Below are 25,210 nucleotides of genomic sequence, written 5' to 3' on the forward strand. Positions count from 1 at the left end.
TTTCTAATTGAGGTGATAGAAATGGAATTATTCAATCCTGAACTTGAAACAGTGAATGAGGACGAAAAGAAGTTAAATCGTGTACGTGAGGCTGAACGCAAAAAAGCGTTGAAAGAGTATCAGCCTACAGATGAAGAAGTTTGGGAAACAGGTTATGAAACGCATACAGGGAGTCGTAAAGCTGGCATCTATCAAATGAAGCTATCAGATGCAGATAAGCGAAAACTGGATGCAGTTAAGAAGGCCATTGACGCTGGGGAGTTAACTAGAGGCGTGGACGACATGAAGAAATTTAACAAGACTCATGCCTTGAAATTGTACGACATTCTTGTTAAGAAACAGCGTGGGGCAATTTTAGAGGACATGGTAAAGAGAACACCTAGCAACTACATTCTAGCAATGGACGAATTTACACTTGGGCAGATGTTTGAAGTGTTGAAAGATGAACCGATTATATCTGTTGATACTGAGACAACAGGGCTTAACTTATACGGTCGAGACAAAATTGTTGGCGTATCTTTTACAGCACCTAATGCTGATCTTCATTGGTACATTCCTTTGAGACATGATGAGGATAACGCACCATTTGAAAAGGCTAGATACTACATTGAACAGGTGCTTACTCTTAAAAATGACAAAGTGCTAGCAAATGCTATTTTTGACCTTCACCAGCTACGGACAGAAGGTTTAGAAATGAATGGGGAAATTCACGACGTTCAAATAATGATGAAGGTTCTCAATGAAAATGAACCGTCGTACAAATTGAAAGACTTAGTATCTAAATACTTGAAAATTGAGGGTGACAACTTTGACAAGCTGTTTGGTGAAACCCCTTTCAATGAAGTGGCTTTGAAGTATGCCAGATACTACGCATGTAAAGATACACATATCACATGGTTATTATATGTGTTCCTATTGGAACATTTGAAGAAGCAGAAAGGCTTATACAACTACTATATGAAGGTTGAACAGCCTTTGACACGAGTTGTTTTTGAAATGGAAAGGCAGGGATTCATTCCTATTCTTGATGAGGCTGATAAAGTTTCCGTCAAATTAGGTGCAAAGGTTGAAACCTTAAAGGAGTCGCTTATTGAGGAACTTGGCGACATTAACCTTAATTCTCCTAAACAGCTACTTCCAGCCCTTAAAGCACTTGGTCTTGATCTGGACAGTACAGCTAAGGATGAATTAAAGAAAAACAAGCACCATCCGACCGTAAGTAAACTTTTAGAATACAGAAAACTTCACAAATTGAATAAGGACTTTATTTCTAAGATAAGGGACTTTATTCAGCCTGATGGAAAGGTTCATGGAACGTTTAATCCTAATGGGGCAAGGACGGGTCGGTTCTCATCTAAAGAACCTAACTTACAACAGATTCCACCTGAGGCTAGAACTATCTATCGTGTAGACGACGACAGCTTGATTCTAGGCCTTGACTTTAAAGCCCAAGAACCACGTATGTTAGCACACTACACGCAAGAACCAATCTTAGTAGATAACTACACTAAGGGTCGTGACTTGTACGCAACGCTGGCCAGCGAGTTTTACGGAAAATCCTATGAAGAATGCTACAAAACACCAGATGGTGAGGATACCAAGGAACGAAAAACTTTTAAGGTTGTCGTCTTGGCGATCATGTACGGCATGGGAGGGAAATCCCTTGGGAATTCACTAGGAATTAAAGAGAAAGAAGCACAAGCCATTATTGATAAATTTTATGTACAGTTTCCAAAGGTAGCACAGTTCGTTAAGAAAAATACGGTTGAGGCTTGCCGCCAAGGTTTTGTTGAAATGAAGCTGGGGGATGTTGTCAGGAAGCGTCGACTCCCCTTCTTCCGAGGTAAGAACCCAAAATACGCTTATGATACATTCTCAACTAACGCTAAGATTCAGGGGACAACAGCAATTCAAACAAAACTATGCATGATTGAAGGATACAAACTTTGTCAACATTTGTCGAAACCTGACAGAGAGTTTGCTGTCTTGGCATGTATACATGATGAACTTCTTTACAAAGTCCCTAAGGATATTACTAGAGAAGAAGTCACGCTGTTTGAAAACATTATGACTGACACCGTGAAGCTGAATAATATTCCTTCTGGTACAGATGGTGTGCTTGGAAATTGTTGGGGCAACTTGACTCCCGTTGATAAGCACTTTGAACAGCAAGCTAACTAATTTCAATAAATATAGACACTCTTTCGAGGGTGTCTTTTTTGTTTTATAAAACGAAAAGGACTGATTGTATGAGTTTAGTATCAAAACCCCTTGACTTCGCTGAACAAATTAGAGAACAGCGGGCAAGTCAAGAAAGAGGCAGACAGTTAATTGCTGACCTTAGTTCGCATATTGAGGCCATTGGAGGAGAAAATTATTTCGATATTTTAGAGGTAGAGGAGTTGATTCTACGGGAACAAGCCCACGCTGTTGAGGTAATGAAGAAGGAAAAAGATTACCCTGACGACCTTCCACGTTTTTCTCCATCCAATGCTGGAAAATCCAAGGCTGAATTGTATTTAAAGGCGATCAAGGCGAAGAAGGATGAGAAGTTGACTTATCCTTTCCAAAACAGATGGACTCGTAATAGTTCGGCCATTCATGGTGCTATGCAGAAAACACTGCTAGAGGCTGAGATCATATTACAAGACCCTATGTTCAGAGTCATGAAACTTCCTGAAAAGGGTGGGCTTCCTGCTTGGGAGAAGAATATTGAACGCTGGAAAGTGGTTGAACATAACGGACAACGCTTTGTGATCTTTGGGATGTGTGATGGTATCCTAGAGTACACGAAAGACGGTTCTAAGGTTGGTTTTGAATATAAAACAAAGTCTAACAGTGTGGCACAAATTAAACAGCTTAAAGAACCGAATCCAAGTCACTTGGCACAAACGGTCGCTTATGCCCTCCTATTTGACGTGGATGAGTGGCTTATTACTTATGAGTCTGTCGCAAAGGATAAATGGACAACCAACGAAGAGGCAAGACCCGACTTCAAGATTTTTTACAATAATGTCACAGAAGAAGATAAGAAACGTCTGTTGGATAAGTGGGCAGATGTCGCTAAACATGTTGAGGCTGGCGAACTTCCGAAAGACCCATTAAGTAAGTTTGACTATATGTTCTTCCCTTACAAAAACGTTTATGCGGAGTTAACTAAAAATGGATAATACTAGACTAGTATTGGCCATAGATAGTTCGCTGGCTTGTCCTGCTTTTGCGGTGCTGTTGTTTGACTTAGACAATCGCACTGTAGAAGTAGTCCAGCTAGCACATGTCAAAACAAACTCAAAGAAACCAACAGGTTATCGACTTGATCAAATAGATCATGTGTTGGACAAGTTAACTTATACTTACAGTTTTGATGAAGTTGTTATGGAAAAAGGCTTCAATAAGTTTGCAACGGCCACACAGCAAATTCAAAGAACAGTAGGACTTCTTCTTTTTAGAATGTGGACATGGAAAGGTTACGAGATAGCCGAGATTTCCCCGACAACTGTTAAGAAGGTTTTGACAGGTTCTGGGAAGGCTAGTAAAGAAGAAGTGGCAGAGGCGTTAGAAAGATATGTAGGTAAGATTAAATACGCAAATAATGACGAATCTGACGCAACAGGTGTAGGAATTGCTTATGGAAAACAAAAGGGGTGGCTGTAAAGCCATTATTTTTTTTATTTGTATGTCCCATTCTATCTCAACTTTGCAAGTGATTAATTGTAAGAGGTTATTACTTACAAATAACACAATCAAAGGAGAATGAAAAATGAGTGAAAAAGTGGTTATTTCAAATGAATTAGCTGAGTTGATCGAGAAAAGATTAGATAATAACTTCACGAAAGATGAACTAATAACATGGCACTTGCAAAACCAATTCCGTTCTGGAAGTAAGTTAAATCTATGTGAAGGCAATATCACTACTGAGGACTTGGCAAAAGCCCTATACATTGGCTACACAACGCCACCCACTTTAGATACTACAAAATTCGACAATCTAAGTGAAGCTGAACGTGAAGAAATTAATTCTTCCTTGTCAAATTCACTTGAAAAAGTAAATAAAGCACGCCTGTTCTCATATGAGGACGGATATAGAGAAGGAATCCTAAAAACGCTTGGCCGTCTAGGTATCAAGTTAAATGAAAAGCAATAAAACGGGCTGACCCTTTTGGGTTGGCCTTTTTTTTGTTCTATATTTCCTCATTTTTCTCTGTCCCAAAACGGGTACTTCCTGCAAGTTCCTAAGTGTAAGACGAAGAATGAAAGGAGATTTAAATGATGTTAACGGTTATCACTGGAGGTATGTTTGCCGAGAAGTCAACAGAACTTCTAAGACGAGGAAGACGGTTGAAACGTGCTGGGAAAGAGGTTGGCTACTTCAAACCATCTTTTGACAATCGGTACAGCGAAAACGAGATAGTCACCCATAACAATGAACGTGTACCAGCTTACAGCCTAGATCAAGCACTTACCTTGAAAAGTTTTGATTGGATTGTAGATGTTTTCCTGATTGATGAAGTTCAGTTTTTTGATAAAAGCATCCATTCAGCGATTGATTATCTACTGGAACAAGGTAAAACGGTCATTGTTGCTGGTCTTGACATGGATTATCGAGGACATTCTTTTGGAATTACATCCGAACTCATGGCAATTGCTGAGGAAGTTGTAAAGCTAAAAGCTGTTTGTGCTGAGTGTGGTTCGGACGCATGGGTTTCCTTTAAAGAAGAAAACGGCCAAAGGTTACAGCTAGGAACTAATGAGTACACACCGTTATGCCGTAAATGTTTCAACATAAGAAGGAGGGCAATTGAGGATGAAGTCTTTTAAACATGAGGATTTTAAAGTAGGTCAGATTGTATTACACAAGTGGGGAATTATTGGTGAAGTGATTGACACAACTCGAAAGGCGGATGCTGTTGATTTTAGAGTAATCGCCTTCTTAGATAAATTTTCTAAGTCACTACCAGAGTCCATGTATGGGGGGGGAGAGGGCGAGATATGGGAATCTACAGTTCCTTACATTGAGGACATTTTAGGTTACACAGATAACTATGTCCAACCAACTAAAGAAGAAGAAAAAGAGGAAGAAACCTTGACGACGTTTCAAGCTGAATTAACTTCTGAGGTCAGATTCATAGGTAATAGAAAAGACTATGTGGCCTTCATTGAAGGTGTAAAGTCTCTATATGAAGCAGTGAATCGAAACTAATAAATAAAATTTAAAGGAAGTGGGGGAATGACGGTGCTGGTCGTGGGAGGCATGATAGGTCTTGGTAAGACAAGCGTTGCCGAGTTAGTCGGCAGAAAGTTAGAAAGTGAAGTTTTTTATGAAAGTGTGGATGACAACCCTATTCTACCTTTGTTTTACACAGCTAGTGATGAGGAAATTCAAGCGAAAAGATATCCATTCTTGTTGCAACTGTATTTTCTTCAAACACGTTTTGAGGCAATTAAACAGGCTTACAAAGATAGCAACAATGTATTGGACAGGTCGATTTACGAAGACTGGTACTTTGCAAAGGTTAACCACGATCTAGGACGCATTTCAGCACTTGAATTTCGTATCTATGAGGGTCTACTCAATGAAATGATGAAAGAGATTGACGGCTTACCTTATAGGAAAGCACCAGACTTGATGATTTACCTTAAAGCAAGTTTTGAAACAGTCCTTCACCGTATTGGGCTACGTGGTAGAGAATTTGAACAAGATCAAGGTTTAGTCGATTACTATAGAACGCTTTGGGAAGGTTACGACGAATGGGTTCAGTGCCATTATAAGGCCTCCGAAGTCCTCATTATTGATATGGACAAAACGGACGTTGTAAATAATCCTGCTGACGCTGAACGTGTGGTAAAGGAAGTTCGGAGAAGGTTGGGACTATGAAACTCATAGAAACAATGGACTTTTTGGTAAATGACACCGTTCTTCTTCACTGTAAAGATATTACAGATGTTCTTGATCTTCCTGAACCTGAAATGGTTGAGGTAGCTATAAAAGGCACTATTACAAAAGAACACTATGAGAAGTTAATAGAGGAAATCACATTACAAGAATATTTGGAGGGCTTAGGATTATGAGATATGACATTCAAAAACTTTATTTTGTCGGCCACACAACACTTGCTTACCAACTAGAGGCCTTGCTTGAAAAGGTGCCTGACGTTTCTGACGACATTGATAATTTAGTAGATTCGGTTCGGGATGCCCTTGAGGAAGAGTATGAAAGAGGTAAAGAAGACGGGTACGAAGAAGGCCACAAAGAAGGCTATGGTGAGGGTTTTGTAGAAGGTTTTGATGAAGGGTATTATGCGGCAAAGGATGTTGAGTACGAATACGGCTATAATGAAGGCTATGGTGAGGGTGATGAACACGGATTAAGTGAAGGTCAGGATTAAACAAAATATTAATTTTATTATCAACATTAATACTAACACTTAATGTGGTGGCGTGGTTAACGCACACCTGAAAATATAAAGTAAAACGGAGGAATTTCTTAATGTTACAGTTTTTCAACATGCTTCAATTAATTGGTGGACTTATCTTGGCTGTGGGCTACATTCCGCAGATTATCAAAATTATCAAAACAAAATCTGTACGTGACTTCTCACGAATCTATATTGGCGGCATCTTTATTGGTATCGTGTTTATGGAAGCATACGCAATTTACATGTTCTTTGTACAAGGTACAGCAGGGGCATTTTTCGCTACAAATACAATCTCGTTTATTCTTTCAGGAACAGAGTTTTTCCTAGTGAACCTGTACTGGAATAGACAATCAAAATAATAACAATATTAAGGTCAGTTTCGGTATTAATATCGGTACTGACTTTTTTATGTCCTAAAACAGAAGATTAGTGCAAGTACATAAATGTAAGTAACTATTCTTGAAAGGGGGGGGGAATATGAAGCCAGCAAATGAACTAAAGCCAGTAGATATTTTAAAGGAAAATGTTATCGGCACTAACGTTACTGGAATCGATTTTGGGTGCAACGAGATTAAGATTTTATTAAATACAGGACATGAAATACATGCCTACGCATCTGGGTATGAGTATGGGGAAATTACATTAACTGTGGATCTTATGAAAAGAGAAATAAAGAGGGTAGTAGGTGTTGACCTTGATGAATGTTGAAAATCCAATGATTCGTTATAAAGAAAAAGAACCTGAGATTGTTGGGGAGTGTTCCGACTGTTCAGGAAGCCTAGCAGAAGATGAAACGTTTTTAAAATCTGCTGACGGTGATCTATTTTGCGACATAGATTGCCTTTGTAATTATTTTGGAGTATTTGAAGTGGAGGGAACGGAAGTATGAAACAGCTTTTACAGATAATCTTACAAATTGGTCTTTTAATTTTACTTTCGGCAATTGTTATCGGATGGTTTTGGGGAGTACCCTACCTATTCCATCTAATTATGCCTCATATTAGTTACACGCTATTCGCCACTGTCTGGCTGTCGATAGCTTTAGTGAATAATATTTATGGCCGCATTAAAGCACAAAGACAGCTAAAGCAAATTGCGGAAGTACAGAAGATTATGGGAGGTAATTAAGGTGAACGAGAACAATAAAGAATTAGTTGATAAGCTAAGTAAAATTGCTGAAAAGTTAGATGATCTTTCTTATACACCAGATGATGCCAACTTTTGTGAACTAGGTGACTGGTTTCACAGCACAGGTTCACGATCACTAGACATTCTATCGTATGAACTAAGACAACTTGTGAAGGAGATTAAATAGTATGCGAATCGTATTACAGGGAAGCATGACACCAGCACAGATGGGTAAGGCTGTTGCTGAAATATTAACAAACACACTTGAAAAGGCTGAGGCCAAGGGGAAACAATATCCTATTCATAATGCTGTGGTTGAATTTAACTTAAATGTACAAGGTGAGGACAAGCCTGTATTGCTGGTGGATGATGAAAGAAATGCAATGTTGACAATCCATTCAGGAATTGAAAAAGGTGAACTGACTGAATATGTCGAGGTTGACCGTTCTGAGTTGGTAGCCAAGTTTGATGAAATGGTCGATCAGGCCACAGGGGAGGAGGATGAATAATGAAGTTTAATGTTAACAGACTTTTAATTGCTTCACTTTTATCAATGATTACTGTGATGTTTGTGGATTCAATTCAAAAAGGCGAGATTATTTTCTCTATTATTTTTGCTGTTTTCATGGTTTTAGATATTATTATCTTAGCATTTGGTGTCTATGGCAATAATGAGGATGATAAGCCCATTTCAATTAAAATCACTAAAAATAAATAAAGCTAAAGAAAACCCGCTGACTATTTTTTGTCGGTGGGTTTTTTTCTTGGTTTTCTTTCCTTTCTGACTGAGGCTAAAAATTCCTCCTGATCAGGTAAAATTCCATTCTTTTTTATCTCATGCTGGTCTTCTGTAAACTGTTTCCGCACGTCATCTTCCATTAAAAACTCAAACAGTTCATTTAAGTCAGTAATACGTAAAGCCATAGCAACAGTGGTTAGGTGAGGGATATTTATTGTTGACCTAGTTGTGTTGGCCAGTTCAGATAAGGCACTAAGACGGATGCCAGTCATAGCTGACAATTCTTTCAGCTTAATTCCCCGTTCTTTTAGCAACTGGCGTAAACGACATCTAAGCCTAAAAGAAGGAAACTTGTTCAATTCTTCTTTTTCTTTATCATTCGTCCATTCATGCATTTTTATGATCATCTGTATTACGCCCCTTTAGATAAATGTCTCCTACTTTAAATTATATTATGATATATCAGAAATTTCAAGTCTGTTTCGTGTCCTTTTTTAAATACAAATTGCAAGTGTATAAGGGAAGGGGGCTACTTATGAACAAGAAAAAGAAGAAAAGAACCTTAGGTGTAATGACACAATCACGAGGAACCGTGCCGCCACCTGTAAGGGCTGACAGGCCTAAGAAGGGAAAAGGTTCGTATAAAAGATCAAATGGAAAGAAGGTTGAAACCTTATGAAAATTGCTGTTGCGGGAAAGATGCGGTCAGGTAAAGACACGCTTGCAAAATACTTTATAGAAAATGCTAACACGATTCAGTTAGCGTTTGGTGATGAGATCAAGGAAATAGTCAGTATTTGTTTCCCTAATGAGGTTGCTAAAGGTAAACCGAGGAAACTATACCAACAAGTCGGGCAATTCTTTCGAGAGATTTACCCCAATGTTTGGGTAGATATTTTGGAAGATAAATTGGACAGTATTTCATTCTATGGACACCAAGACTTTATAGTTACAGATGTTCGTCAGGCTAATGAGTACCGACTTTTAAAATCAAGAGGTTTCACCTTCATAAAGGTTGAGGCAGATGATGAGGTAAGACGGAAACGTATTGCAAAAGCTGGTGACGTTGTAAGCGAGGAAGATTTTCACCATGAGACAGAAACAGCCGTTGATTCCCTTCCTTTTGATTACCTGATCGAAAACAATGGAACATTAGAAGATTTTATGGCGGCCATTAAGTCCGTCCATGAGGAAATGGAAAGGGTAGACGCAACATGGATAAATATGAACAGGCCTACAAATTAGAGACAGAAACAGGCGTGAAAGCCTTTTTAAAAGATTACCAAAAACTATCAGAAGCAAGGTTTTTCGCTAACGACTTATCAATTAGCGACATGTTGATTGACTTTGGTATTGCGATTGACCGTGCTTTGACCGATCGTCAGAAAGAGGTTGTTATCTTAACATACTTTCAAGACTTGAAACAGGTTGACGTGGCCAAAACGTTAGGCCTTAGCCAACAGACTGTCCAAGAACATACAGTGAAGGCAATTAAAAACCTTGCCACTTATCATATTTTAAGCAAACAAAGGGAGGAACAGGGTTGAACGATAAAAGTCGTTTAGAATCTGGTGTGGAACGGCTGTTGGCCATAAAAGAGATTCTTCCCTTGGAGACACGCATTCAACAAGTGAATGAACTCACCGAGTCGTATTTTAGAGATACGGGGAAGGTTTACAACAACAGCTATTTCTTAGACCAGCTTGGGACATACTTACTTGCTGATACTTTGCGAAGTAAAGAGACTCATAAGGTTAAACGGACGGAGTATCCGATACTTTCCACCACTCAGCAGAAATTGAGAAACCGTCGAGAACCTAGAGTGGGGGATGACAACCTTGACTTTATTATATTGAAAGAGGTAGTTAACCACCCCAATTATTTCAAAAAGAGGACGCAAAACAAAGACGATATTACAGAAAGAGAAGCAGGAAATAGATAAATATTAAAAGGGACGTGACGAGGAATGGGAAATGTGTATTCAGGACTAACAATTCACAATAAATTGAAAAAACTTAGAAATGAGTTGAAAGAAATTGATGACATGCTGGATGGGGCTGAGGCTGAGTATGGGAAATCAGGCGTCACTTATGGGATTTTAAAGCGTGAGTATGATGCAAAATTTAAAGAATTGCGTGATCTTCAAATTACACTATTACTTAGGTAGGGATAAGAAATGAAAATTAAAGCTACAATTGAAATCGAATCAAATTTTTCCGAAAGTGAACTAGAATTGATAAAAAGTGAATATCCTGACGGCATACCTGATGAAAAAATTCAAGAAATTAAGTCGGTTATAGCTAATGAGGTTGTAGGTCTTTTTAGTGACGACGATACCGTAAAAATAGAAATAGGATTGGAGGATTAAGAAGTGGGAGTCATTGGAATTTTAACAATTGTTTTCATTGTACTTAAATTGGTGGGAGTCATTGACTGGTCATGGTGGCTAGTTCTACTTGCTACGTTAATTGAAATCGGAGTAATTTTCGTATCGTTCACACTAATCGGAGTTATTGCATTCATAAAAGAAATAAAGAAATAGCTTAACATCCAAGGGCAACTGATCTTAATTGATTGGTTGTCCTTTTTCGATATTTTTCTGCAAGTACATAAGTGTAAAGAAAATTAAAGAAAGTGTGGTTGCTTTGAAAACACCTACCTATGAGGAAATAACAAGGGATGCCACAGTAAAATGTACTATTTGTAATCAGTCTCACAAACTTTCCAGTATTACGATTGTTGGAAATTTACATGTCGGAACTGGTGGATGTCTTTTCGGCAAAAGTGGTCGGAGTAAGTAAGAAGTTCCAGTAAATTGCAGATGTGATTCCTGTTTGCTATCAGAGATTAGGGGGGCTTCCAAGATGACATATATTGACGAATCAACGAAAAATTTGTCGAAACTTGAAAGAACTAGATTCAATATTCTTTATAACTTGTCTGGTAGAAAGTCCTCTATGGTTGCTTTCTTCTGGTGGGCTGTTTTTGGGGCATTTGGCGGCCACAGGTTCTATCTAAGGCATTACGGTCATGCGTTTATGATGTGCTTGCTGACCATTGTAACGTGCGGTGTTGGGGGCATTGCTGGGGTCATTGACGGTCTGAATATTCGACGATTAGTTCATGAGTTCAACAAAGAGAAGATTCTTAAAACTGTAAAGGTGGTTAAATCAATATGAATAACCCAAAAGATATTCAAAGCAGGGCTATTGACGCATTATCGCTGGAAGAACTGGCCCTGTGTTTAATTAAAAAGCAATATCACGTCAGCAGGGTTTCCGCAACAACAGACCCTATCACGATTCATGATGGTTGCAACAATATTATGGTGGTAAAACCAAGCAACGTTACGAAAATCGTGGCGAAAATCTTTTTAGATGGTGATACTATAATTGTCATTGAAAAAGAGGTGCGGAAAAAGGGACTATCGTAAAAATGTAATTACTTTACAGACAAGTGTAGATCATGATCTTATAAACAGCCTTCTTAACTTAGCTGAATTTATGGAATTTCAAGAAAAAGACTTGCACATGAGATTGGAAATTATGTAGAAGAAAAAGTAAAATTCACTCGATCTACCGATTCATTATTTAGGTTGAAAGAAGTTATAAGGGGTGATAGACGTGTACAATGAACATTCTGTTTGCGAACGGGAAATTGAGGATTTAAAAGAAGAAGTAGAGTATTACAAAATGCTTCATCATAACGAATACGAAGCAAGACAGCGTTTGATGGAAGAAGTTAATAGATATAAAAAGGCATTAGAAGAAATTAAAAACGGAAGGGGAATGAAGATGAAACGTGTTTACCTAGCTTCACCATTTTTCAACGAATTAGAACTATCCGCAGTCAAGGAAATTGCTGAAATTCTCAAATCGAAAGGTTTAGAAGTATTTGAACCTATGCTAAATCAGATGGAAGGGTTAGAGGCTGGTACACGCCATTGGTCTATTGAGACATTCCGCAATGATGTAAAATTCATTGATTGGGCTGAGGCTGTTGTCATGGTCTATTTTGGGAACTACTCAGACAGTGGAACGGCTTGGGAAGCTGGATACGCATATGGGACTCAAAAGCCTGTTATTGTGGTTCATGTTGGCGAAGATTCAAACTTGATGGTTCATGAGTCGGCACACGCTAACCTTTCCATTGCAGAATTAAGAACATATGACTTTGAGATACTTCCATCATCCAACTACACTGGAAAGATGTTTTAATGGCCAACGGGGAAATTTTAGAACTGATGAATAGACGTGAACGGCAGTTGCTTGTTCACTCTTTTCTTTATTATCAGATGAACGAGAACATAATATCAGATCACACCTTTGATATGTGGTCTAAGGAAATGGCTGATTTAATTAAAGACCACCCTGAGGTATTTAAACAAACCGTCTACTATGAAGGCTTTAAGGACTTTGATGGTTCGACAGGTGCTTTTTTACCCTTCACGCTGGCAGAAATCCATACGACAGGTTATAGGTTATTAAATTATCATAAAAAGCTGAAAGGAATTGGTTGAAAGGATAACTATTATTACATTACTGTAGAGATTCCTAAAATTCCTTTAGACTTATTACTTTCTGATACATGTACTAAAGGCAACGTTAAAGCATGTAAGGGTACAAGCACTTTCGCCATTAGGCGAGAGAAATACAAGGTACAGAGGAGAATTATATGATTAAAAAGCTTACCACACTGGCGGTCGCTGGCGTTATTTCTTTAGGTATGGCCGTTCCTGCATTCGCACACGAGGTAAATAATGGGGACACCATGTCCAAAATTGCTTCAAGTCACAGTATGACTTTAAAAGAGTTGGCCGAACTTAACCCAGCAGTTCAAAACTTAAATTTAATTTTCATTGGTCAGACTATTATCACCAGTAAAAACGAAAACAAAAGTAATAGGCATACTTCTGTTAAAGTCAACAAAGGTATTAAAACTACTAGCAATACTGGCAGTGAAGTTGATCTTTTAGCCAGACTTATCAGGGCAGAAGCACAAGGTGAAAGCTATTCAGGTAAAGTTGCTGTCGGGGAAGTCGTTATTAATCGTGTTAATAGTTCACAGTTTCCAGACTCAATACGTTCTGTCATTTATCAGTCTGGCCAGTTTTCACCCATTTCAAACGGTTCAATTAATGTTCCAGCCGATTCAGAGAGTTTAAAGGCCGCACATGAGGCGTTGAACGCTGGTTCTAACGTGGGTGACGCACTTTACTTTTATAACCCTAGAACAGCCAATAACCACTGGTTAGACTCAAAACAGACTAAAGCTGTTATAGGAAACCACAAATTTAAGTAATCCAATAGGACAAGGCCTTTAAGCCTTGTCCTATTTTTATGCCCTTTTTGCTAAACGAAAAAAGCCCCACCCATTTGGGAAGGACTTTAATCTGTAAGGTAGTACAAAAACTAACGAGGTAATTCCTGTACTCATTAAGTTAAGTTACTTATATTATAGCTGTTTATAGATCACCTGTAAAGCCTATAATGTATGCTGTATAATTAATTATATTTATTTACAAAGTATTACAAAATGTTGCACTTTTAGAAAATAATAATATATTTTTAAAGTAATTGTAATTGTATTTATTTATAGGTTCGTGTAACATAGTGTATGTAAGTGAAGTACACATATTTTTCACGTATATATATATTTGTATATAGGGAAAGATTACAATTCCATAACTATAAAAACGGATGAGAAGGTGTAGGTATTATGACTAAGGAAAGAAAAACTAAAAACATTACAATGTCTTTAACTAAAGAGGAATTTGAGGACTTAGAATATCTGGTGGATTATTTTCAAAGTAAAAGTATTGCAAATGTGACCAAAAGTCTTGTGGTTAAATTTATGATTAGTCAAACCAAGGAAACTATAGAAAAGAATCAGCTTAGTAATGTGCGTAAATTATTAGATAAGGCTGAAAAAGAACCTAATTTTGACATAGAGGATGTAGAGATAGGAAAGAAAAATTAATACAAAATTGAAAAGTATAAGCTAATAAGCGATTCCCCTAAAATGAATAGCCTCAAACATTGACGAGACTTTTTGTCTCGTTTTTCTTTTAACTTCCACGTTGACTTTAATGTTGATATTAAAAATAGTGTTGACTATTTGTTTTTGTTCGGATAAAGTAATACGTGTAAGGTAAGCACAATGAAAACTTAATACGAGGTGATTACTGTGGGTAAAGTAATATGTATCAACAATAACAAAGGCGGCGTTCTTAAAACGACAACAACAACTAATCTGGCTGGGGTCTTTTCTGCAAAAGGCAATTCTGTTCTAATCGTTGATGCCGACAATCAAGGTAATTCGACCACAACTTTTGGTGTCGATAAAAATAGCCTAAGAACCACGATCTATGACGTTTTAGTTCATGGTGTGCCAGCAGAAGATGCTATTCAATCTGTACATAATGGCATTGATTTATTGCCTGCCAATCGTGAGTTAATTTCTTTTGAGTTTGACGTGATCGGGAACATTACTAAGTTTCCCAAACCATTCACACTTATGACTAGAGAACTGGGCCATTTGAGAAACCGCTATGACTATATTTTGATTGACACGCCGCCAAGCTTGGGTTTAATGAATGGCAATGTTTTCACATTCAGTGATCATGTTTTAATACCCTATGCCCCCGAACTGTTTTCTATGGAATCCCTTGTTGAAGTGGTTCATGTTATCCGAGACTTTAAACAGGCGTATAACCCTGAGTTATCCATATTGGGTATCTTGCCGACACTGGTTAACTTGAATACAAACCTACACACGGGAATTTTACAGGAAACAAATCGCTATGCATACGAGAACGATCTTCACGTTTTTGACACAGTTATTCCGAACACAATACAGTTCAGTAACGCTGTTTCATCTTATGAAAAACCTGCAACTATTGTTTATGAATTGCTGTCACGCAGTAAACGGGTACAATTTGACAAAGCTGGATTGTATTTTAAGTTATTTACAGAAATTCAAGAAAGGATAGGAGTTGTGACACATGACTAAAAAGAACCCACTTACAGGTAAGGGAACACCTTCGTTTGATAAGTTTGATAAAAAGATCAGTCAGTCTAAGCAACAGCAGATAAAGGTTCCGACTTTAAATCAGTCAATTGCAGACTTTTATAATCCACCTGAAAAGACCGAAAAGAAACAAGTAACTGTATATCTTGACACTGACGTTATTGAAGCGTTAGACGCTTGGGCCAGTATTCAGGAACAAAAGAAGGGGGCAAAGTCAGGGCTTATCAATGACATGCTTAAAAAGGCTTTTAACATTCGTCAAGAATGATTTAATGAATTAATCTTAAAAACCTTGTTCTTTTTTTTGCTTACCCCTTGCATAAGTGTAAGAATTATGATAGGATTACCTCACATTAAGTTAAAGTGAGGTAATTGTATTATGGCTGTTTATGGATATGCAAGGGTTTCAACCGTTCATCAAGATTTAGCATTACAAATTGAGGCTTTGATAAACAAAGGCGTGGCCAGCGAAAACATTTATGCTGACAAGAAAACGGGCAAGAATATGGAACGTGAAGCACTGCAGAAACTTCTTTCCAAAGTGGAAAAAGGTGATACAATTATTGTAAAGAAATTAGACCGTCTTGGACGATCTGTTTCACAAGTAACTGGCCTTGTTGATGATCTTGATAAAAAGGGCGTCTATATCAAATCTATTGATGACAATGTTGACACGTCAAATGACAGTTATATGGCTAAAGCTATGCTTCAATTACTGGCCATGTTTGCAGAAATGGAACGAAATTTTATTGTAGAACGCACACAGCCCGCCATTGCAGACGCAAGGAAAAGAGGCGTAACTTTTGGCCGTCCTTACGCTAATAAAGGCATTTATGATATGGCCGTTCAGGACTACCTAGGTGGCACTATGACTTCTAAAGAGATAATCAAGAAGTATGGTACGGACAAGGATGGAAAGGACTTAATCACTGAGGCGACACTTTTCCGACGTGTACGAGAGTATCAAGCCTATCGTAAGGCTATCGAGTCTTTTAAAGAGTCTGGCGGCACTAAAACTATTGAACAACTTATAGCAGAAGGAGATCACCGAGGACAAAAAAACCCTCAGCCGATTTTAAAAGAAAAGAAACTCACTAAAATGTTGCAGGAAGAAGGCTTAATTTAATGAAAATTTTAGACACATTTCACCCAGCACACTATGAGGCATTAATGTTAGAAAAAACACTATCTAAGGACTTTGACCGTAGCCCTTTACTTCAAGGTAAAGGTTCAACGCATAAGCTATATGCCTTCCCTAACGGTTACGGGGCAAGCATTATAAACGGATTTATGACGTTCGGTTCTGAGGAATTGGCGGTCATATTCTTTGAAAACCCTGTGAAGTTTTACCGTTCCAAGAAAAAGCGTTTTCGTAAGAAACTTATCAAACAGCTTGGGAAGTACCATGTCACATATGACACCCCTATTACAAGTAATGTAAAGAGATATTCTAATCCTAAAGAGTTACAGCAAGACTTGACTAGAATTTCTAAGCTGAAAGGAGTTTAAGGCATGGCTGGTTACTTTGGAAGTGTAGATAAAAAGTCTATCGTCCATATTCTTGATAACGGTATCGCCTCATTAAAGGAAGATATAAAGGAATCTGACGGAAACGACATGAGTTCCCTACGGTTCAAGTTTAATAAATTACATGAACTTCTGTACATGAGAGGCGACCATCTTTTGTCAATGACAAACAAGGTTCGCTTTGAAAGCCGTCTCAACACTTGTAGAAAGATGATAGAGAGGAAAGAAGGGTTTAGGGCATGAAAAGAGTTTGGCTATTACCTCCAACAAAAAGCGATACATCTGTACATGATGGGCAGTTTCTACGGCTAAGTATCACGCATTTATAAAAAAATCGGTCATTGTGCAGAAAATATGAATATATTACAGGCTTCTATGTACAGAAGTGAGTGAATATGAAGTTATAGAAAACCCCGACATAGGCTGTAAAAGGTGTCTAACGAAAGCTGGTCTTAATTGATCAGCTTTTTTATTACTTATAAAAATACTATTATTAATATTAATATCAATATTAGTAATGACATAGATTTTAATTTGGTGTTCCCCATAGATGTAAGGCAAAATAATTTAAGCGGGGTAATTAATTTATGAATAACAATGTTGACACAATTTTTTCAAATCGAGACACATTTGAGATAGCAAAAAGCTTAATTTAGGTGTATAATATGGGAACAGGTGTACGGTTTTTGTACAATTTGTTCCTCTTTTTTGCTAAGGATTTTACCTTAAATTTAGGTAAAATTGAAGACTCAAAACAAAGGCATAATAAAATGGATGAGGTGGTATTTTGAAAGACGGTCAAAATTATATGGACGGGGTAACAGCCGAAACATATCGCAACTATGCGAGAAGATCATTTAAAAAGCGAATGGAATTTACGGACACAGATTATTATAAGGCTGTTTCTTTTTCGTTAAAGCTATACAAGCAAGCCGCAGAGAAGAAAAAGGACATTATGGGAAATGGTCTAAGTGATGAAGAAGTCGCAATTGCTGAAAATTTACTTTCACGTATGCCTAACGAGTTAACCCTGCACCAAATCGCATATGATGAAGATAATAGAGAATATTAAACGGACAAGGTGTCATTCCTTGTCTTTTTATTTGCCCTCCTTTCATGTTAGTTTCTGATATATCGTAATTAATTTCATACTTTTGATTGACTTATGATTGTATTTAGTGTAATGTATTACATGTAAGGCAAATTAAGTTAAGTTAAAGCGAGGTAATTACATTGAAACAAGTATTGATTCAGCAACATAATGAACGAGTACAGGCCAGACGCAATGTTTTAAACCCAGCCGAAAAGGTTCATGATTGTGAAAAAGGTCTATCAAATTATTTTGGACTAAATTCTCTTTCTGATAAACTTTGGTTTTATGGATTCTTTGGAATCTGCTTAGCTGTTCTGATAGTCGTCATTGTTCCAGCATATGCACAACTTTTATTTATGTAATTGAAGGAATTCTTGGGATGGGGATATGTAAATTTGATAAAAGACAGGAAAGCACTAGCTTAACGGCTGGTTCTTTTTTTGTATCTAAAAATAATTTCATAAAACTTGTATACAATTAAAAGTTAAATTTATGATCGAATTAAGTTAAGGCAACTTAAGGGAAAATAAACTAAGTGAGGTAAACAGATATGGCAAATAGCTATCAACTAATAGAAAATGCAGGTATCTTGATCGATTTTGACTTTGACGGTGACAACTTAAAAACATTTAGTGAAGGGGCTAACACTGGATTTGCTATAAAGAAAGATGAAAAAGCATTCCTGTCCGTTGATCTTTGGAAGCCTTTCACTAAGAAGCTAACTGACGAAAATGGGAAACCTGTCATAGATGCAGAAACAGGAAAGCAGAAAGAGGAGACACTCTTTATGCTTAAACTTCACACCTGTCCCACTCTGGTCAGGTAGAAAAGGGAGAAGTAAATCCACTTAAGAAACGTAAACCAGCAAACAAAAGCACATACAACAAGAAGTCAGCTTCATAGAAATCATGAAAAAGCCCAGCCCCTTTAACGGCTGGGTTTTCTTTCTGTAATTCACTACCACATGAATTTACATACATGCATTGCACACTCCATATCAACTAGCTTCAATGCCCTAAATTGAAGCTAGCCCAGAAAAAGGAGAAAAAAGATGGTAAAATACGCCTTTGTACCGCATAGAGAGTAGTTTGTATTTCTCCTATAATATACCACGACATCTCCTAAAATTCAACAGTTGAGTGGTCAAAAATCGACAGTTTTTCAAAATAAGGCTTATGGCCTCATAAGCACCGATTAAAGGCACACACGTTAGGGACTAACCCCTAAATACTCTCATGAGGATTTTAAATGGTTATAATCACATACATCTGTGACTATTATTAGTGTCGAAATTAATACCGAAATTGATACTAAAATTATTATTGACAACCAAAAGTGTAATATTTATGATAGTGTAGAAAGTTAAACGAACGCCCATCAAAGGGTCAGAGAGGAATGGGGGAGAAACATACTTTAAGCATAGAAAAGAGAGGTATTTAAAATGCTTGAACGAGTTTTCCTATCCCTGAAAAGGATGTAACGGTCTTTTATAAAACAATCGCACCTGCTGAGAAATTAGTAGACAGGTTTCTATCTGTGGATACAGCCAACGAATTTTCAACAGTCCTTCATGAAGAAGGGTATGACTTCTTTCATATTTTTAGGGGTATTTTGCTTAATTTTGATGAAAAGCAAAACCTTTCAAAAGTTATTGACTTTTGATTGGACTAAAGGTATTATAATTTTATAAGGTAAGGCATACAATAACTAATAAGGTAGGTACTCAAAATGACAAACTTTACAGAATTGACTAAGAAAATGATCGAAAGAAAAGAATTGAACGACCGTTACGGACATGCTTCACAGGCTGACCATCCTGAACAGTATGAAAGAATGGAAGATCTTGATATTGAAATCTTTCAAGAGTTGGCTGAGGTGGACGGTTCGGAAGTAATCCAGCGTCACCTGCTTGACAGCCTAGACAGTATCGCCAGCGACTTCATGAACAACAACTATAACGAGGAATCTATCGACAATATTTCTTTCTATACACAGGAGGACTTTATCGAAACATTCATTGTAGAAGGCATGGACGAATCATCTAAAAAGGTATTTGATAGCTTGTTCTACTGGATGGATAGCGATAGCCGCAGTCGTTGGATTGAAAAGAATCATCTGGTAGAAATGCCAAACGCTTATTCTAATAGATGGGTTGACTATGTGCTAATAGTTAACGAGTAAACAGAGATGAACAGAAATTATAAAACTACTAGGGGGTAATAAGGATGAAAAGATTAGAATGGATGCCACTAAGAAGATGACGAAAATTTTAAAAGCCTGCACAAAAGTGGAACACTTCACAGGGGACAACGACTATACTGGTGGAATGTTTGATTAAGAATTTAATGAAAAGGGGATTAAACTCACCTAGAGGACATTGCCGAGGGATATGTCTCCATGAATGATATAGGTAGCGGTAAATATGAAATTCAATACGCTGGGTACTAAACTAAGAAAGGGGCTTAAAGCCTCTGTTTTATTTGTCTCATCATTGATCAGCAATGCGTGTAAATAATTGAGGTGATAAAGTGGATGAGGTGATCAGCTACTTAAAAGAACGGGGTGTGCCTATTACAATATTAGAATATGAGATAAATCACGAAGCAATCAAGAAGCAACAGGAACGAAAGGGCTATGTTCCCATTAATAAGAAGTACACCGTAAAGATTTTAAAAGGCGTTCCCACAAAGGCAGGTGTTTATATTTTTCTGACAGACAACAAGTCATCTATATAGGTAAAACAGTCAATTTACGGGAAAAGGTTCGACAGCACTTGACAGGTCACTCCAACACTGCAAATATACGTCATAGGTTTTAAGGTGGCTTACATTCGTTGTATTGAGTATATCGCTAAAGAACTTGAAAGGGAACTTATTCGGAAGTTTCATCCATATGGAAACATTCAAGGCGTGAAATGATCACGTCTTTTTCCTTGTTTATAGTCACTATTTGAAGGACTTTAAAAAGAGGACTTTACTTTTTTCACTTGAAAACTAAGGTTAGTCCCTAACGTTGTGATTTTTACAATCCCTTATCCCGCAAGGGTTTGAAAATTAGTTTCTATTTTACCCTGTAATTCTTAAGTTTTCACCAACATATAAATTAGAAACCCTAACAGTATATTAACCTTATCTACCCTTAATTAACCCCAATCGACTTGCCTTAATATGCCTTACCTTGATACAATGTAATTACGAATTCTTAAACTGATAAAGGTGGTTAACTCACTATGAGTAATATGTATAATGTTTCTGTTAGATTAAATGAAGAAGATAACAAAATGTTAGAGGAAATGCTTACTAGGTTAAATAGTAGGACAGTTGGAAAGGTTACTAAAGCAGATATTTTAAGGACAGCATTAAAAGAATTTATGGCTAGAGAACTGACAGCTGATAAACAGAATAAGAAGAAATAGTTTTTACCCTTGCTTAATAGCAGGGGAGTTTTTTTATATCTATTTTTAAAAATCCTATAAAAAGTGTTTGACTTTTGATTGGGTATAGTGTAAAGTAATAAGTGTAAGGTACAACATAACAAACTAACTAAGCGAGGTAAGCACAATGACAAAAACACTTTCTATTTCACAGATCACTGAAACGATTATCGAAGAAGGATACACAATGACAGACAATTTTTACGAAGCTATTTACATGCTGGCTGACGGTTCTATGATAAGTGGTGACTTTGATTATGGTGTACGTGGGACAGACCACCACATGATTGAATGTGTCATGGATTCAGATAGATATGATGATAACTTTTGGGATGATGTACATACACAGTTAAACATTATTAGATTAGTTCCTGAAACTGAAATTGCTTTGATTAAGGAAGGTCAAGAATTAACAGAGGAACAGCAGGAAATCTTGAAAGAGTATTCATATGAACTAGAGGTGTACTAAGGTACATCTTTTTTATTTATCCGTTAAAAACTGTTTGACTTATGATTGGATTTACTGTAATATAGTTCTTGTAAGGTAATCCAAACTAAGTTAGGGGAAATCAGAAATGGAACAATTGTTAAAAGAGTTATTGCAGGAAATGAAAGAAGTGAAGCAGGAAGTTAAGAAGATAGACAGCATATCAACGGCTGTCGCTGAATTAGCAGAAGGTCAAAAAGATATGAAGTTTCAGTTAGACCGAATTGAAAGACGCTTGAACGGCATTCCGAATATGTTTGAACTGGAAGCAGAGAAACGAATAATCTTTAAAGACGATATGAAGTTTTATGATAATAAGATAATTGAAATTGAAAAGGAAATAGATAAATTAAAGAGGGCTTAACGCCTTCTTTTTTTTTAATATTTTATGTGTATGAAAACTGAAAATAAAGGTATTTTTTGTGGAGTAGTGCACAAATGAATTTTTTATACCAATATTATAGAAGGAAGTCGGATTTTTTTGTTATGGAACTTGTTTTTTCTTGTGCAGAAAACGCTTGTTTGCTTTTTTTACACGCCTGCCCCGAAACTTTTTTTATGCACAACGGTGTTACCTAAGGGCTATCGCCCCGCATACGCTAATCTGAGAATGATTAGAATAAACCCCCTGTAATAGCACCCCCTGAAAATAAAGACCCTATACGCCCCTAAAAAGAACCCCCTACCCTTGTTTAAAAAGACCCCCTATGTCCTTTAATTCTAGGAGAATAAAGCCCTTATATATAAGCCCCCTATATAGCACCTATGTACACCCACACATAAGCACCTATATACACCTACCTATATAGCACCCACACTACACAGCACTACACCACAGGAACACGCACCACACCAGCACACACATAAGGCAAGTACAAGCAAGGCACATACACCCATGCCACCCACACACCCAATCACAAACCAAGAGATGTGATCGAAGCGGTGAAGAGACGAAGGAACAGCAACGAAACCCAATCAAAAGTCACAATCACAAGTAACACGATCAATCATGTACATTCAGGCATGTAAGTAATGAACCCAATCATGCACTATCACCCTCCTATGCATCACCCCCACCCTATGGGGGCAAGGGGTGTATATATGGCGTGTCTGGTGTTTACTAATTACACACTATTTTTAGAAACCTTTTACTGGTATTCATTGGAAAGGGGGGTGGTTAAGGAAATCGCCACAATTCATAAAGCATTCCCGATAAAAAATTTCTACCAAAATTTTAGAAACATTTTCCTTGCATAAGCTGTGTAGTGTAGTGTAGTATAGTTAGAGTAAGGCAACTTACATAAACTGAGTATGATGGGGGAAAATTACATGAGTACATCTAAGAAGAAATGGTATAAAAAATGGTGGGTATGGGTAATCATAGCTGTGGTCGCTGTAGGTCTTGGAAATGGGCTGGGCGACTCAGAGGACTCAGAGGATACAGCTTCTTCTAGCCAAGCCACCAAGGAGACAGTAGATCAGCCTAAGGAAAATGTATCTAAAACTAATGTCGAAGAACCTAAGGAAGAAGCTGATACAGCACCTAAGGTTGAAAAGGCTAAAAAAGAACCTAAGAAGGAAGAACCTAAGAAGGAAGTTAAGAAAAGTACCATTTCAATGGCTGAGTTTGATTCTATTGAAAACGGTATGACAATGGCCGAAGTAAATAAGATTATTGGAGGCAAAGGTTCACTTCTTTCATCTGCTGGTTCAGGCACATATGAAACTAAGATTTACCAATGGGACGGGGATGCTGGCTGGGGTGCTAATGCTAACGTAACTTTCCAGAATGGTAAGGTCATGGCCAAAGCCCAATTCGGATTAGACAAATAATGTAATTGTGCTATAATTACCAGTGCATGGGTAATTGACATATAAATCACCCCTTACCGATTCTGGAAGGGTGGAAACTTGGTAAGGGTATTTCGACTTGTGAAGGTCGAGTTCGTTTGATAACATTCCTTTCCTTCAATCAATGTTACCAGAATCACATTGATAAAATTCTTGTGGGCACTTATAGTGGTGTCCGTCTTTTTTATTTGATATATTAAAATAAGCCCATCAAGCGGGCTGGCTTATCAATTAGATAGTTTTAAGGATAGACTTTCCCTTTTACCGTCCAAAGCTCAAGGGAGGTCTATTTTTTGTCCCAATTTCGCCACCATTTGCAAGTGTCTAAGTGTAAGACAACTATTACATTTAGGAGAGTGGCACAATGAAAACAAATATTGTTTATGTTAAGTTTGAAAATAATGATTATGGTAAGGAGTATGCCTTCCGAAACGATATTGAAGATTTAGCTGTTGATGACAAGGTTGTTCTGGACACACAATATGGTTTTGCTGTTGGAACGGTTATGGATATTCAAGATGAAGAACCCAAACATGTCAATGTGAATAAATTCGTTGTACAGAAGATTGACATATCTCAGCATGAGAGTCGTCTTGAACATTTTGCTTTAGTTGAGAAAGTTAAAGCGAAGATGGAAAAACGCCGAAAGGAACTTGAAGAAATTAATATTTTCGCTATTCTTGCCAAAGAAGATGAGGAAATGAAAACCCTTCTTGATCAATATAATGAACTGAATAAGTAACATAAGCCGTACCCGTTTGGGTGCGGTTTTTATTTTGTCCCAAACCTGTCTCTATTTGCAAGTCCCTAAGTGAGATCAAACTTAGGAGGCTGGAACAATGATAGAGAATTTGGTTTACGGTAATGAAAAAGACAGCACGCATATCACATTGCATTTTAAACGGGTGTATGTAGATGAGGTTAAGACATTGGACAACCGATCTGCGGTGTATCTGATGTACAGCAAGGATAACGAGTTAATGTACGTTGGCGAGACCAGCACATTAAAAACACGATTGTATGTCCACTTGGCCAAATCCTCTGGAACGAAGATTGCTAGAAATACCATTGAGTACATTGAGTATTGCTATCTTAATATGGACAAATACGAACGCCACATTATTGAATCGCTACTGGTGATGAAATATAGACCAGCCTTAAACGCTGAGGACGTGGCCAATACCTTCAAAGGAAACCATAAAGGAAATGTCACCAAGATTCAGTTCTGCAAGGTTAGGAATATGTCGGAATCAGGAATGAGTAGAAAAGAAGTATCTGAGAAGACTGGCATTCCTTATGAGACGGTGTGTAACATAGCACGACTTCAATATAAGAAATTTCAAGTCTGGGAACAGGAACGCAAGTCCTCATGACAAGGGAAGAAAAGATTCAGTTCATCATTAAAGCTGTAGACATAATCGAAGGTGTACTGGTGGTATCTCCACATTATGATCACTGGAAAGATGAACATATTAACGCAGAATTAGAACGGTTTTTGTATCTACTA

The 25,210-nt window shown here is 37.4% G+C and carries 44 protein-coding genes; 43 read left to right on the forward strand and 1 reads right to left on the reverse strand.

Going from position 1 to position 25,210, the window contains the following annotated elements; genetic code table 11:
- The first annotated feature begins 21 nt into the window (after positions 1-21).
- The 16 genes from ABVJ71_RS16895 (at position 22) to ABVJ71_RS16970 (ending at position 8,262) form a co-directional block, all read left to right on the forward strand.
- Positions 22-2,181 (forward strand): DNA polymerase, encoded by a 2,160-nt coding sequence (locus tag ABVJ71_RS16895; protein ID WP_353856812.1) that lies wholly within the window; start codon positions 22-24, stop codon positions 2,179-2,181.
- Positions 2,182-2,249: 68 nt separating this feature from the next.
- Complete coding sequence (locus ABVJ71_RS16900) at positions 2,250-3,170, forward strand: hypothetical protein (protein ID WP_353856804.1); 921 nt, start codon at positions 2,250-2,252, stop codon at positions 3,168-3,170.
- Positions 3,163-3,654, forward strand: coding sequence for a crossover junction endodeoxyribonuclease RuvC (locus ABVJ71_RS16905; protein ID WP_353856805.1), 492 nt, complete (start codon positions 3,163-3,165; stop codon positions 3,652-3,654). Before ABVJ71_RS16900 ends, ABVJ71_RS16905 begins: the two co-directional genes overlap by 8 nt.
- A 106-nt stretch (positions 3,655-3,760) precedes the next feature.
- Positions 3,761-4,144: a hypothetical protein gene (locus ABVJ71_RS16910; RefSeq protein WP_353856806.1), complete on the forward strand. Its 384-nt coding sequence runs from the start codon at positions 3,761-3,763 to the stop codon at positions 4,142-4,144.
- Between the two features lie 122 nt (positions 4,145-4,266).
- A complete protein-coding gene (locus ABVJ71_RS16915) occupies positions 4,267-4,818 on the forward strand; it encodes a thymidine kinase (RefSeq protein ID WP_353856807.1) in 552 nt (183 codons plus the stop codon).
- Positions 4,805-5,200: a hypothetical protein gene (locus tag ABVJ71_RS16920; RefSeq protein ID WP_353856808.1), complete on the forward strand. Its 396-nt coding sequence runs from the start codon at positions 4,805-4,807 to the stop codon at positions 5,198-5,200. Before ABVJ71_RS16915 ends, ABVJ71_RS16920 begins: the two co-directional genes overlap by 14 nt.
- A 27-nt stretch (positions 5,201-5,227) precedes the next feature.
- A complete protein-coding gene (locus ABVJ71_RS16925; RefSeq protein ID WP_353856809.1) occupies positions 5,228-5,875 on the forward strand; it encodes a deoxynucleoside kinase in 648 nt (215 codons plus the stop codon).
- A complete protein-coding gene (locus tag ABVJ71_RS16930) occupies positions 5,872-6,069 on the forward strand; it encodes a hypothetical protein (RefSeq protein WP_353856810.1) in 198 nt (65 codons plus the stop codon). The genes ABVJ71_RS16925 and ABVJ71_RS16930 overlap by 4 nt, the downstream gene beginning before the upstream one ends.
- A complete protein-coding gene (locus ABVJ71_RS16935) occupies positions 6,066-6,386 on the forward strand; it encodes a hypothetical protein (RefSeq protein WP_353856811.1) in 321 nt (106 codons plus the stop codon). The genes ABVJ71_RS16930 and ABVJ71_RS16935 overlap by 4 nt, the downstream gene beginning before the upstream one ends.
- Before the next feature lie 101 nt (positions 6,387-6,487).
- Positions 6,488-6,775, forward strand: a complete 288-nt coding sequence (locus tag ABVJ71_RS16940) for a PQ-loop domain-containing transporter (protein ID WP_353856732.1) — start codon at positions 6,488-6,490, stop codon at positions 6,773-6,775.
- Positions 6,776-6,893: 118 nt separating this feature from the next.
- Positions 6,894-7,124, forward strand: coding sequence for a hypothetical protein (locus ABVJ71_RS16945; protein WP_353856733.1), 231 nt, complete (start codon positions 6,894-6,896; stop codon positions 7,122-7,124).
- Positions 7,114-7,305 carry a hypothetical protein gene (locus ABVJ71_RS16950; protein WP_353856734.1) on the forward strand — a complete coding sequence of 64 codons (192 nt, stop codon included), beginning with the start codon at positions 7,114-7,116 and terminating at the stop codon, positions 7,303-7,305. The genes ABVJ71_RS16945 and ABVJ71_RS16950 overlap by 11 nt, the downstream gene beginning before the upstream one ends.
- On the forward strand, positions 7,302-7,544 hold the full coding sequence (locus ABVJ71_RS16955; RefSeq protein WP_353856735.1) for a hypothetical protein: 243 nt from the start codon (positions 7,302-7,304) through the stop codon (positions 7,542-7,544). Before ABVJ71_RS16950 ends, ABVJ71_RS16955 begins: the two co-directional genes overlap by 4 nt.
- Before the next feature lies 1 nt (position 7,545).
- Positions 7,546-7,731: a hypothetical protein gene (locus ABVJ71_RS16960; protein WP_353856736.1), complete on the forward strand. Its 186-nt coding sequence runs from the start codon at positions 7,546-7,548 to the stop codon at positions 7,729-7,731.
- A 1-nt stretch (position 7,732) separates the two neighbouring features.
- On the forward strand, positions 7,733-8,053 hold the full coding sequence (locus ABVJ71_RS16965) for a hypothetical protein (protein WP_353856737.1): 321 nt from the start codon (positions 7,733-7,735) through the stop codon (positions 8,051-8,053).
- Entirely contained in the window at positions 8,053-8,262 is a 210-nt protein-coding gene (locus ABVJ71_RS16970) for a hypothetical protein (RefSeq protein WP_353856738.1), read from the forward strand. The genes ABVJ71_RS16965 and ABVJ71_RS16970 overlap by 1 nt, the downstream gene beginning before the upstream one ends.
- A gap of 20 nt (positions 8,263-8,282) precedes the next feature.
- On the opposite strand, the gene ABVJ71_RS16975 is transcribed toward ABVJ71_RS16970, so the two are convergent.
- Complete coding sequence (locus ABVJ71_RS16975; protein WP_353856739.1) at positions 8,283-8,690, reverse strand: helix-turn-helix transcriptional regulator; 408 nt, start codon at positions 8,688-8,690, stop codon at positions 8,283-8,285.
- Positions 8,691-8,818: 128 nt separating this feature from the next.
- Here ABVJ71_RS16975 and ABVJ71_RS16980 point away from each other — a divergent pair, with 128 nt between their 5' ends.
- The 27 genes from ABVJ71_RS16980 to ABVJ71_RS17110 all read left to right on the forward strand — a co-directional run bounded on the left by ABVJ71_RS16980 (position 8,819) and on the right by ABVJ71_RS17110 (position 25,076).
- A complete protein-coding gene (locus ABVJ71_RS16980; protein WP_353856740.1) occupies positions 8,819-8,962 on the forward strand; it encodes a hypothetical protein in 144 nt (47 codons plus the stop codon).
- Entirely contained in the window at positions 8,959-9,528 is a 570-nt protein-coding gene (locus tag ABVJ71_RS16985) for an AAA family ATPase (protein ID WP_353856741.1), read from the forward strand. The genes ABVJ71_RS16980 and ABVJ71_RS16985 overlap by 4 nt, the downstream gene beginning before the upstream one ends.
- Positions 9,498-9,830: a sigma factor-like helix-turn-helix DNA-binding protein gene (locus ABVJ71_RS16990; RefSeq protein ID WP_353856742.1), complete on the forward strand. Its 333-nt coding sequence runs from the start codon at positions 9,498-9,500 to the stop codon at positions 9,828-9,830. The genes ABVJ71_RS16985 and ABVJ71_RS16990 overlap by 31 nt, the downstream gene beginning before the upstream one ends.
- Positions 9,827-10,225, forward strand: a complete 399-nt coding sequence (locus tag ABVJ71_RS16995; RefSeq protein ID WP_353856743.1) for a hypothetical protein — start codon at positions 9,827-9,829, stop codon at positions 10,223-10,225. Before ABVJ71_RS16990 ends, ABVJ71_RS16995 begins: the two co-directional genes overlap by 4 nt.
- A 24-nt stretch (positions 10,226-10,249) precedes the next feature.
- A complete protein-coding gene (locus tag ABVJ71_RS17000; protein ID WP_353856744.1) occupies positions 10,250-10,450 on the forward strand; it encodes a hypothetical protein in 201 nt (66 codons plus the stop codon).
- Between the two features lie 9 nt (positions 10,451-10,459).
- Positions 10,460-10,651 (forward strand): hypothetical protein, encoded by a 192-nt coding sequence (locus tag ABVJ71_RS17005; protein WP_353856745.1) that lies wholly within the window; start codon positions 10,460-10,462, stop codon positions 10,649-10,651.
- Positions 10,652-11,147: 496 nt separating this feature from the next.
- A complete protein-coding gene (locus ABVJ71_RS17010; RefSeq protein ID WP_353856746.1) occupies positions 11,148-11,462 on the forward strand; it encodes a TM2 domain-containing protein in 315 nt (104 codons plus the stop codon).
- Entirely contained in the window at positions 11,459-11,716 is a 258-nt protein-coding gene (locus ABVJ71_RS17015) for a hypothetical protein (protein WP_353856747.1), read from the forward strand. Before ABVJ71_RS17010 ends, ABVJ71_RS17015 begins: the two co-directional genes overlap by 4 nt.
- Before the next feature lie 190 nt (positions 11,717-11,906).
- The gene (locus tag ABVJ71_RS17020) at positions 11,907-12,500 is read left to right on the forward strand and encodes a nucleoside 2-deoxyribosyltransferase (protein WP_353856748.1); all 594 of its coding nucleotides are present in this window, start codon (positions 11,907-11,909) and stop codon (positions 12,498-12,500) included.
- A gap of 77 nt (positions 12,501-12,577) precedes the next feature.
- Entirely contained in the window at positions 12,578-12,802 is a 225-nt protein-coding gene (locus ABVJ71_RS17025) for a hypothetical protein (RefSeq protein WP_353856749.1), read from the forward strand.
- A 155-nt stretch (positions 12,803-12,957) separates the two neighbouring features.
- Complete coding sequence (locus ABVJ71_RS17030) at positions 12,958-13,584, forward strand: cell wall hydrolase (protein WP_353856750.1); 627 nt, start codon at positions 12,958-12,960, stop codon at positions 13,582-13,584.
- A 417-nt stretch (positions 13,585-14,001) separates the two neighbouring features.
- Positions 14,002-14,262: a hypothetical protein gene (locus ABVJ71_RS17035; RefSeq protein WP_353856751.1), complete on the forward strand. Its 261-nt coding sequence runs from the start codon at positions 14,002-14,004 to the stop codon at positions 14,260-14,262.
- Positions 14,263-14,469: 207 nt separating this feature from the next.
- Positions 14,470-15,294 (forward strand): AAA family ATPase, encoded by an 825-nt coding sequence (locus tag ABVJ71_RS17040; RefSeq protein WP_353856752.1) that lies wholly within the window; start codon positions 14,470-14,472, stop codon positions 15,292-15,294.
- Positions 15,287-15,580 (forward strand): hypothetical protein, encoded by a 294-nt coding sequence (locus ABVJ71_RS17045; RefSeq protein WP_353856753.1) that lies wholly within the window; start codon positions 15,287-15,289, stop codon positions 15,578-15,580. Before ABVJ71_RS17040 ends, ABVJ71_RS17045 begins: the two co-directional genes overlap by 8 nt.
- A 111-nt stretch (positions 15,581-15,691) precedes the next feature.
- Positions 15,692-16,438, forward strand: coding sequence for a recombinase family protein (locus ABVJ71_RS17050; protein WP_353856754.1), 747 nt, complete (start codon positions 15,692-15,694; stop codon positions 16,436-16,438).
- Positions 16,438-16,821 carry a hypothetical protein gene (locus ABVJ71_RS17055; RefSeq protein WP_353856755.1) on the forward strand — a complete coding sequence of 128 codons (384 nt, stop codon included), beginning with the start codon at positions 16,438-16,440 and terminating at the stop codon, positions 16,819-16,821. Before ABVJ71_RS17050 ends, ABVJ71_RS17055 begins: the two co-directional genes overlap by 1 nt.
- A 3-nt stretch (positions 16,822-16,824) precedes the next feature.
- Positions 16,825-17,082 carry a hypothetical protein gene (locus ABVJ71_RS17060; RefSeq protein ID WP_353856756.1) on the forward strand — a complete coding sequence of 86 codons (258 nt, stop codon included), beginning with the start codon at positions 16,825-16,827 and terminating at the stop codon, positions 17,080-17,082.
- 544 nt (positions 17,083-17,626) lie between these two features.
- Entirely contained in the window at positions 17,627-17,911 is a 285-nt protein-coding gene (locus tag ABVJ71_RS17065; RefSeq protein ID WP_353856757.1) for a hypothetical protein, read from the forward strand.
- 161 nt (positions 17,912-18,072) lie between these two features.
- Complete coding sequence (locus tag ABVJ71_RS17070; RefSeq protein ID WP_353856758.1) at positions 18,073-18,294, forward strand: DUF3961 domain-containing protein; 222 nt, start codon at positions 18,073-18,075, stop codon at positions 18,292-18,294.
- 188 nt (positions 18,295-18,482) lie between these two features.
- Positions 18,483-18,758, forward strand: a complete 276-nt coding sequence (locus tag ABVJ71_RS17075; protein ID WP_353856759.1) for a hypothetical protein — start codon at positions 18,483-18,485, stop codon at positions 18,756-18,758.
- A 902-nt stretch (positions 18,759-19,660) separates the two neighbouring features.
- Positions 19,661-20,113, forward strand: coding sequence for a hypothetical protein (locus ABVJ71_RS17080; protein WP_353856760.1), 453 nt, complete (start codon positions 19,661-19,663; stop codon positions 20,111-20,113).
- A 1,048-nt stretch (positions 20,114-21,161) separates the two neighbouring features.
- Positions 21,162-21,347: a hypothetical protein gene (locus ABVJ71_RS17085; RefSeq protein WP_353856761.1), complete on the forward strand. Its 186-nt coding sequence runs from the start codon at positions 21,162-21,164 to the stop codon at positions 21,345-21,347.
- A gap of 145 nt (positions 21,348-21,492) precedes the next feature.
- Positions 21,493-21,834, forward strand: coding sequence for a hypothetical protein (locus ABVJ71_RS17090; RefSeq protein ID WP_353856762.1), 342 nt, complete (start codon positions 21,493-21,495; stop codon positions 21,832-21,834).
- Between the two features lie 106 nt (positions 21,835-21,940).
- Positions 21,941-22,216, forward strand: a complete 276-nt coding sequence (locus tag ABVJ71_RS17095) for a hypothetical protein (protein ID WP_353856763.1) — start codon at positions 21,941-21,943, stop codon at positions 22,214-22,216.
- A gap of 965 nt (positions 22,217-23,181) precedes the next feature.
- On the forward strand, positions 23,182-23,685 hold the full coding sequence (locus ABVJ71_RS17100) for a hypothetical protein (RefSeq protein WP_353856764.1): 504 nt from the start codon (positions 23,182-23,184) through the stop codon (positions 23,683-23,685).
- A 382-nt stretch (positions 23,686-24,067) separates the two neighbouring features.
- Positions 24,068-24,445 (forward strand): hypothetical protein, encoded by a 378-nt coding sequence (locus ABVJ71_RS17105; protein ID WP_353856765.1) that lies wholly within the window; start codon positions 24,068-24,070, stop codon positions 24,443-24,445.
- A gap of 97 nt (positions 24,446-24,542) precedes the next feature.
- Entirely contained in the window at positions 24,543-25,076 is a 534-nt protein-coding gene (locus tag ABVJ71_RS17110) for a GIY-YIG nuclease family protein (protein WP_353856766.1), read from the forward strand.
- The last annotated feature ends 134 nt before the right edge of the window (positions 25,077-25,210 follow it).

The sequence above is a fragment of the Bacillus sp. Bos-x628 genome, assembly GCF_040500475.1.
GTDB classification, from domain to species: Bacteria; Bacillota; Bacilli; order Bacillales; family Bacillaceae; genus Bacillus; species Bacillus maqinnsis.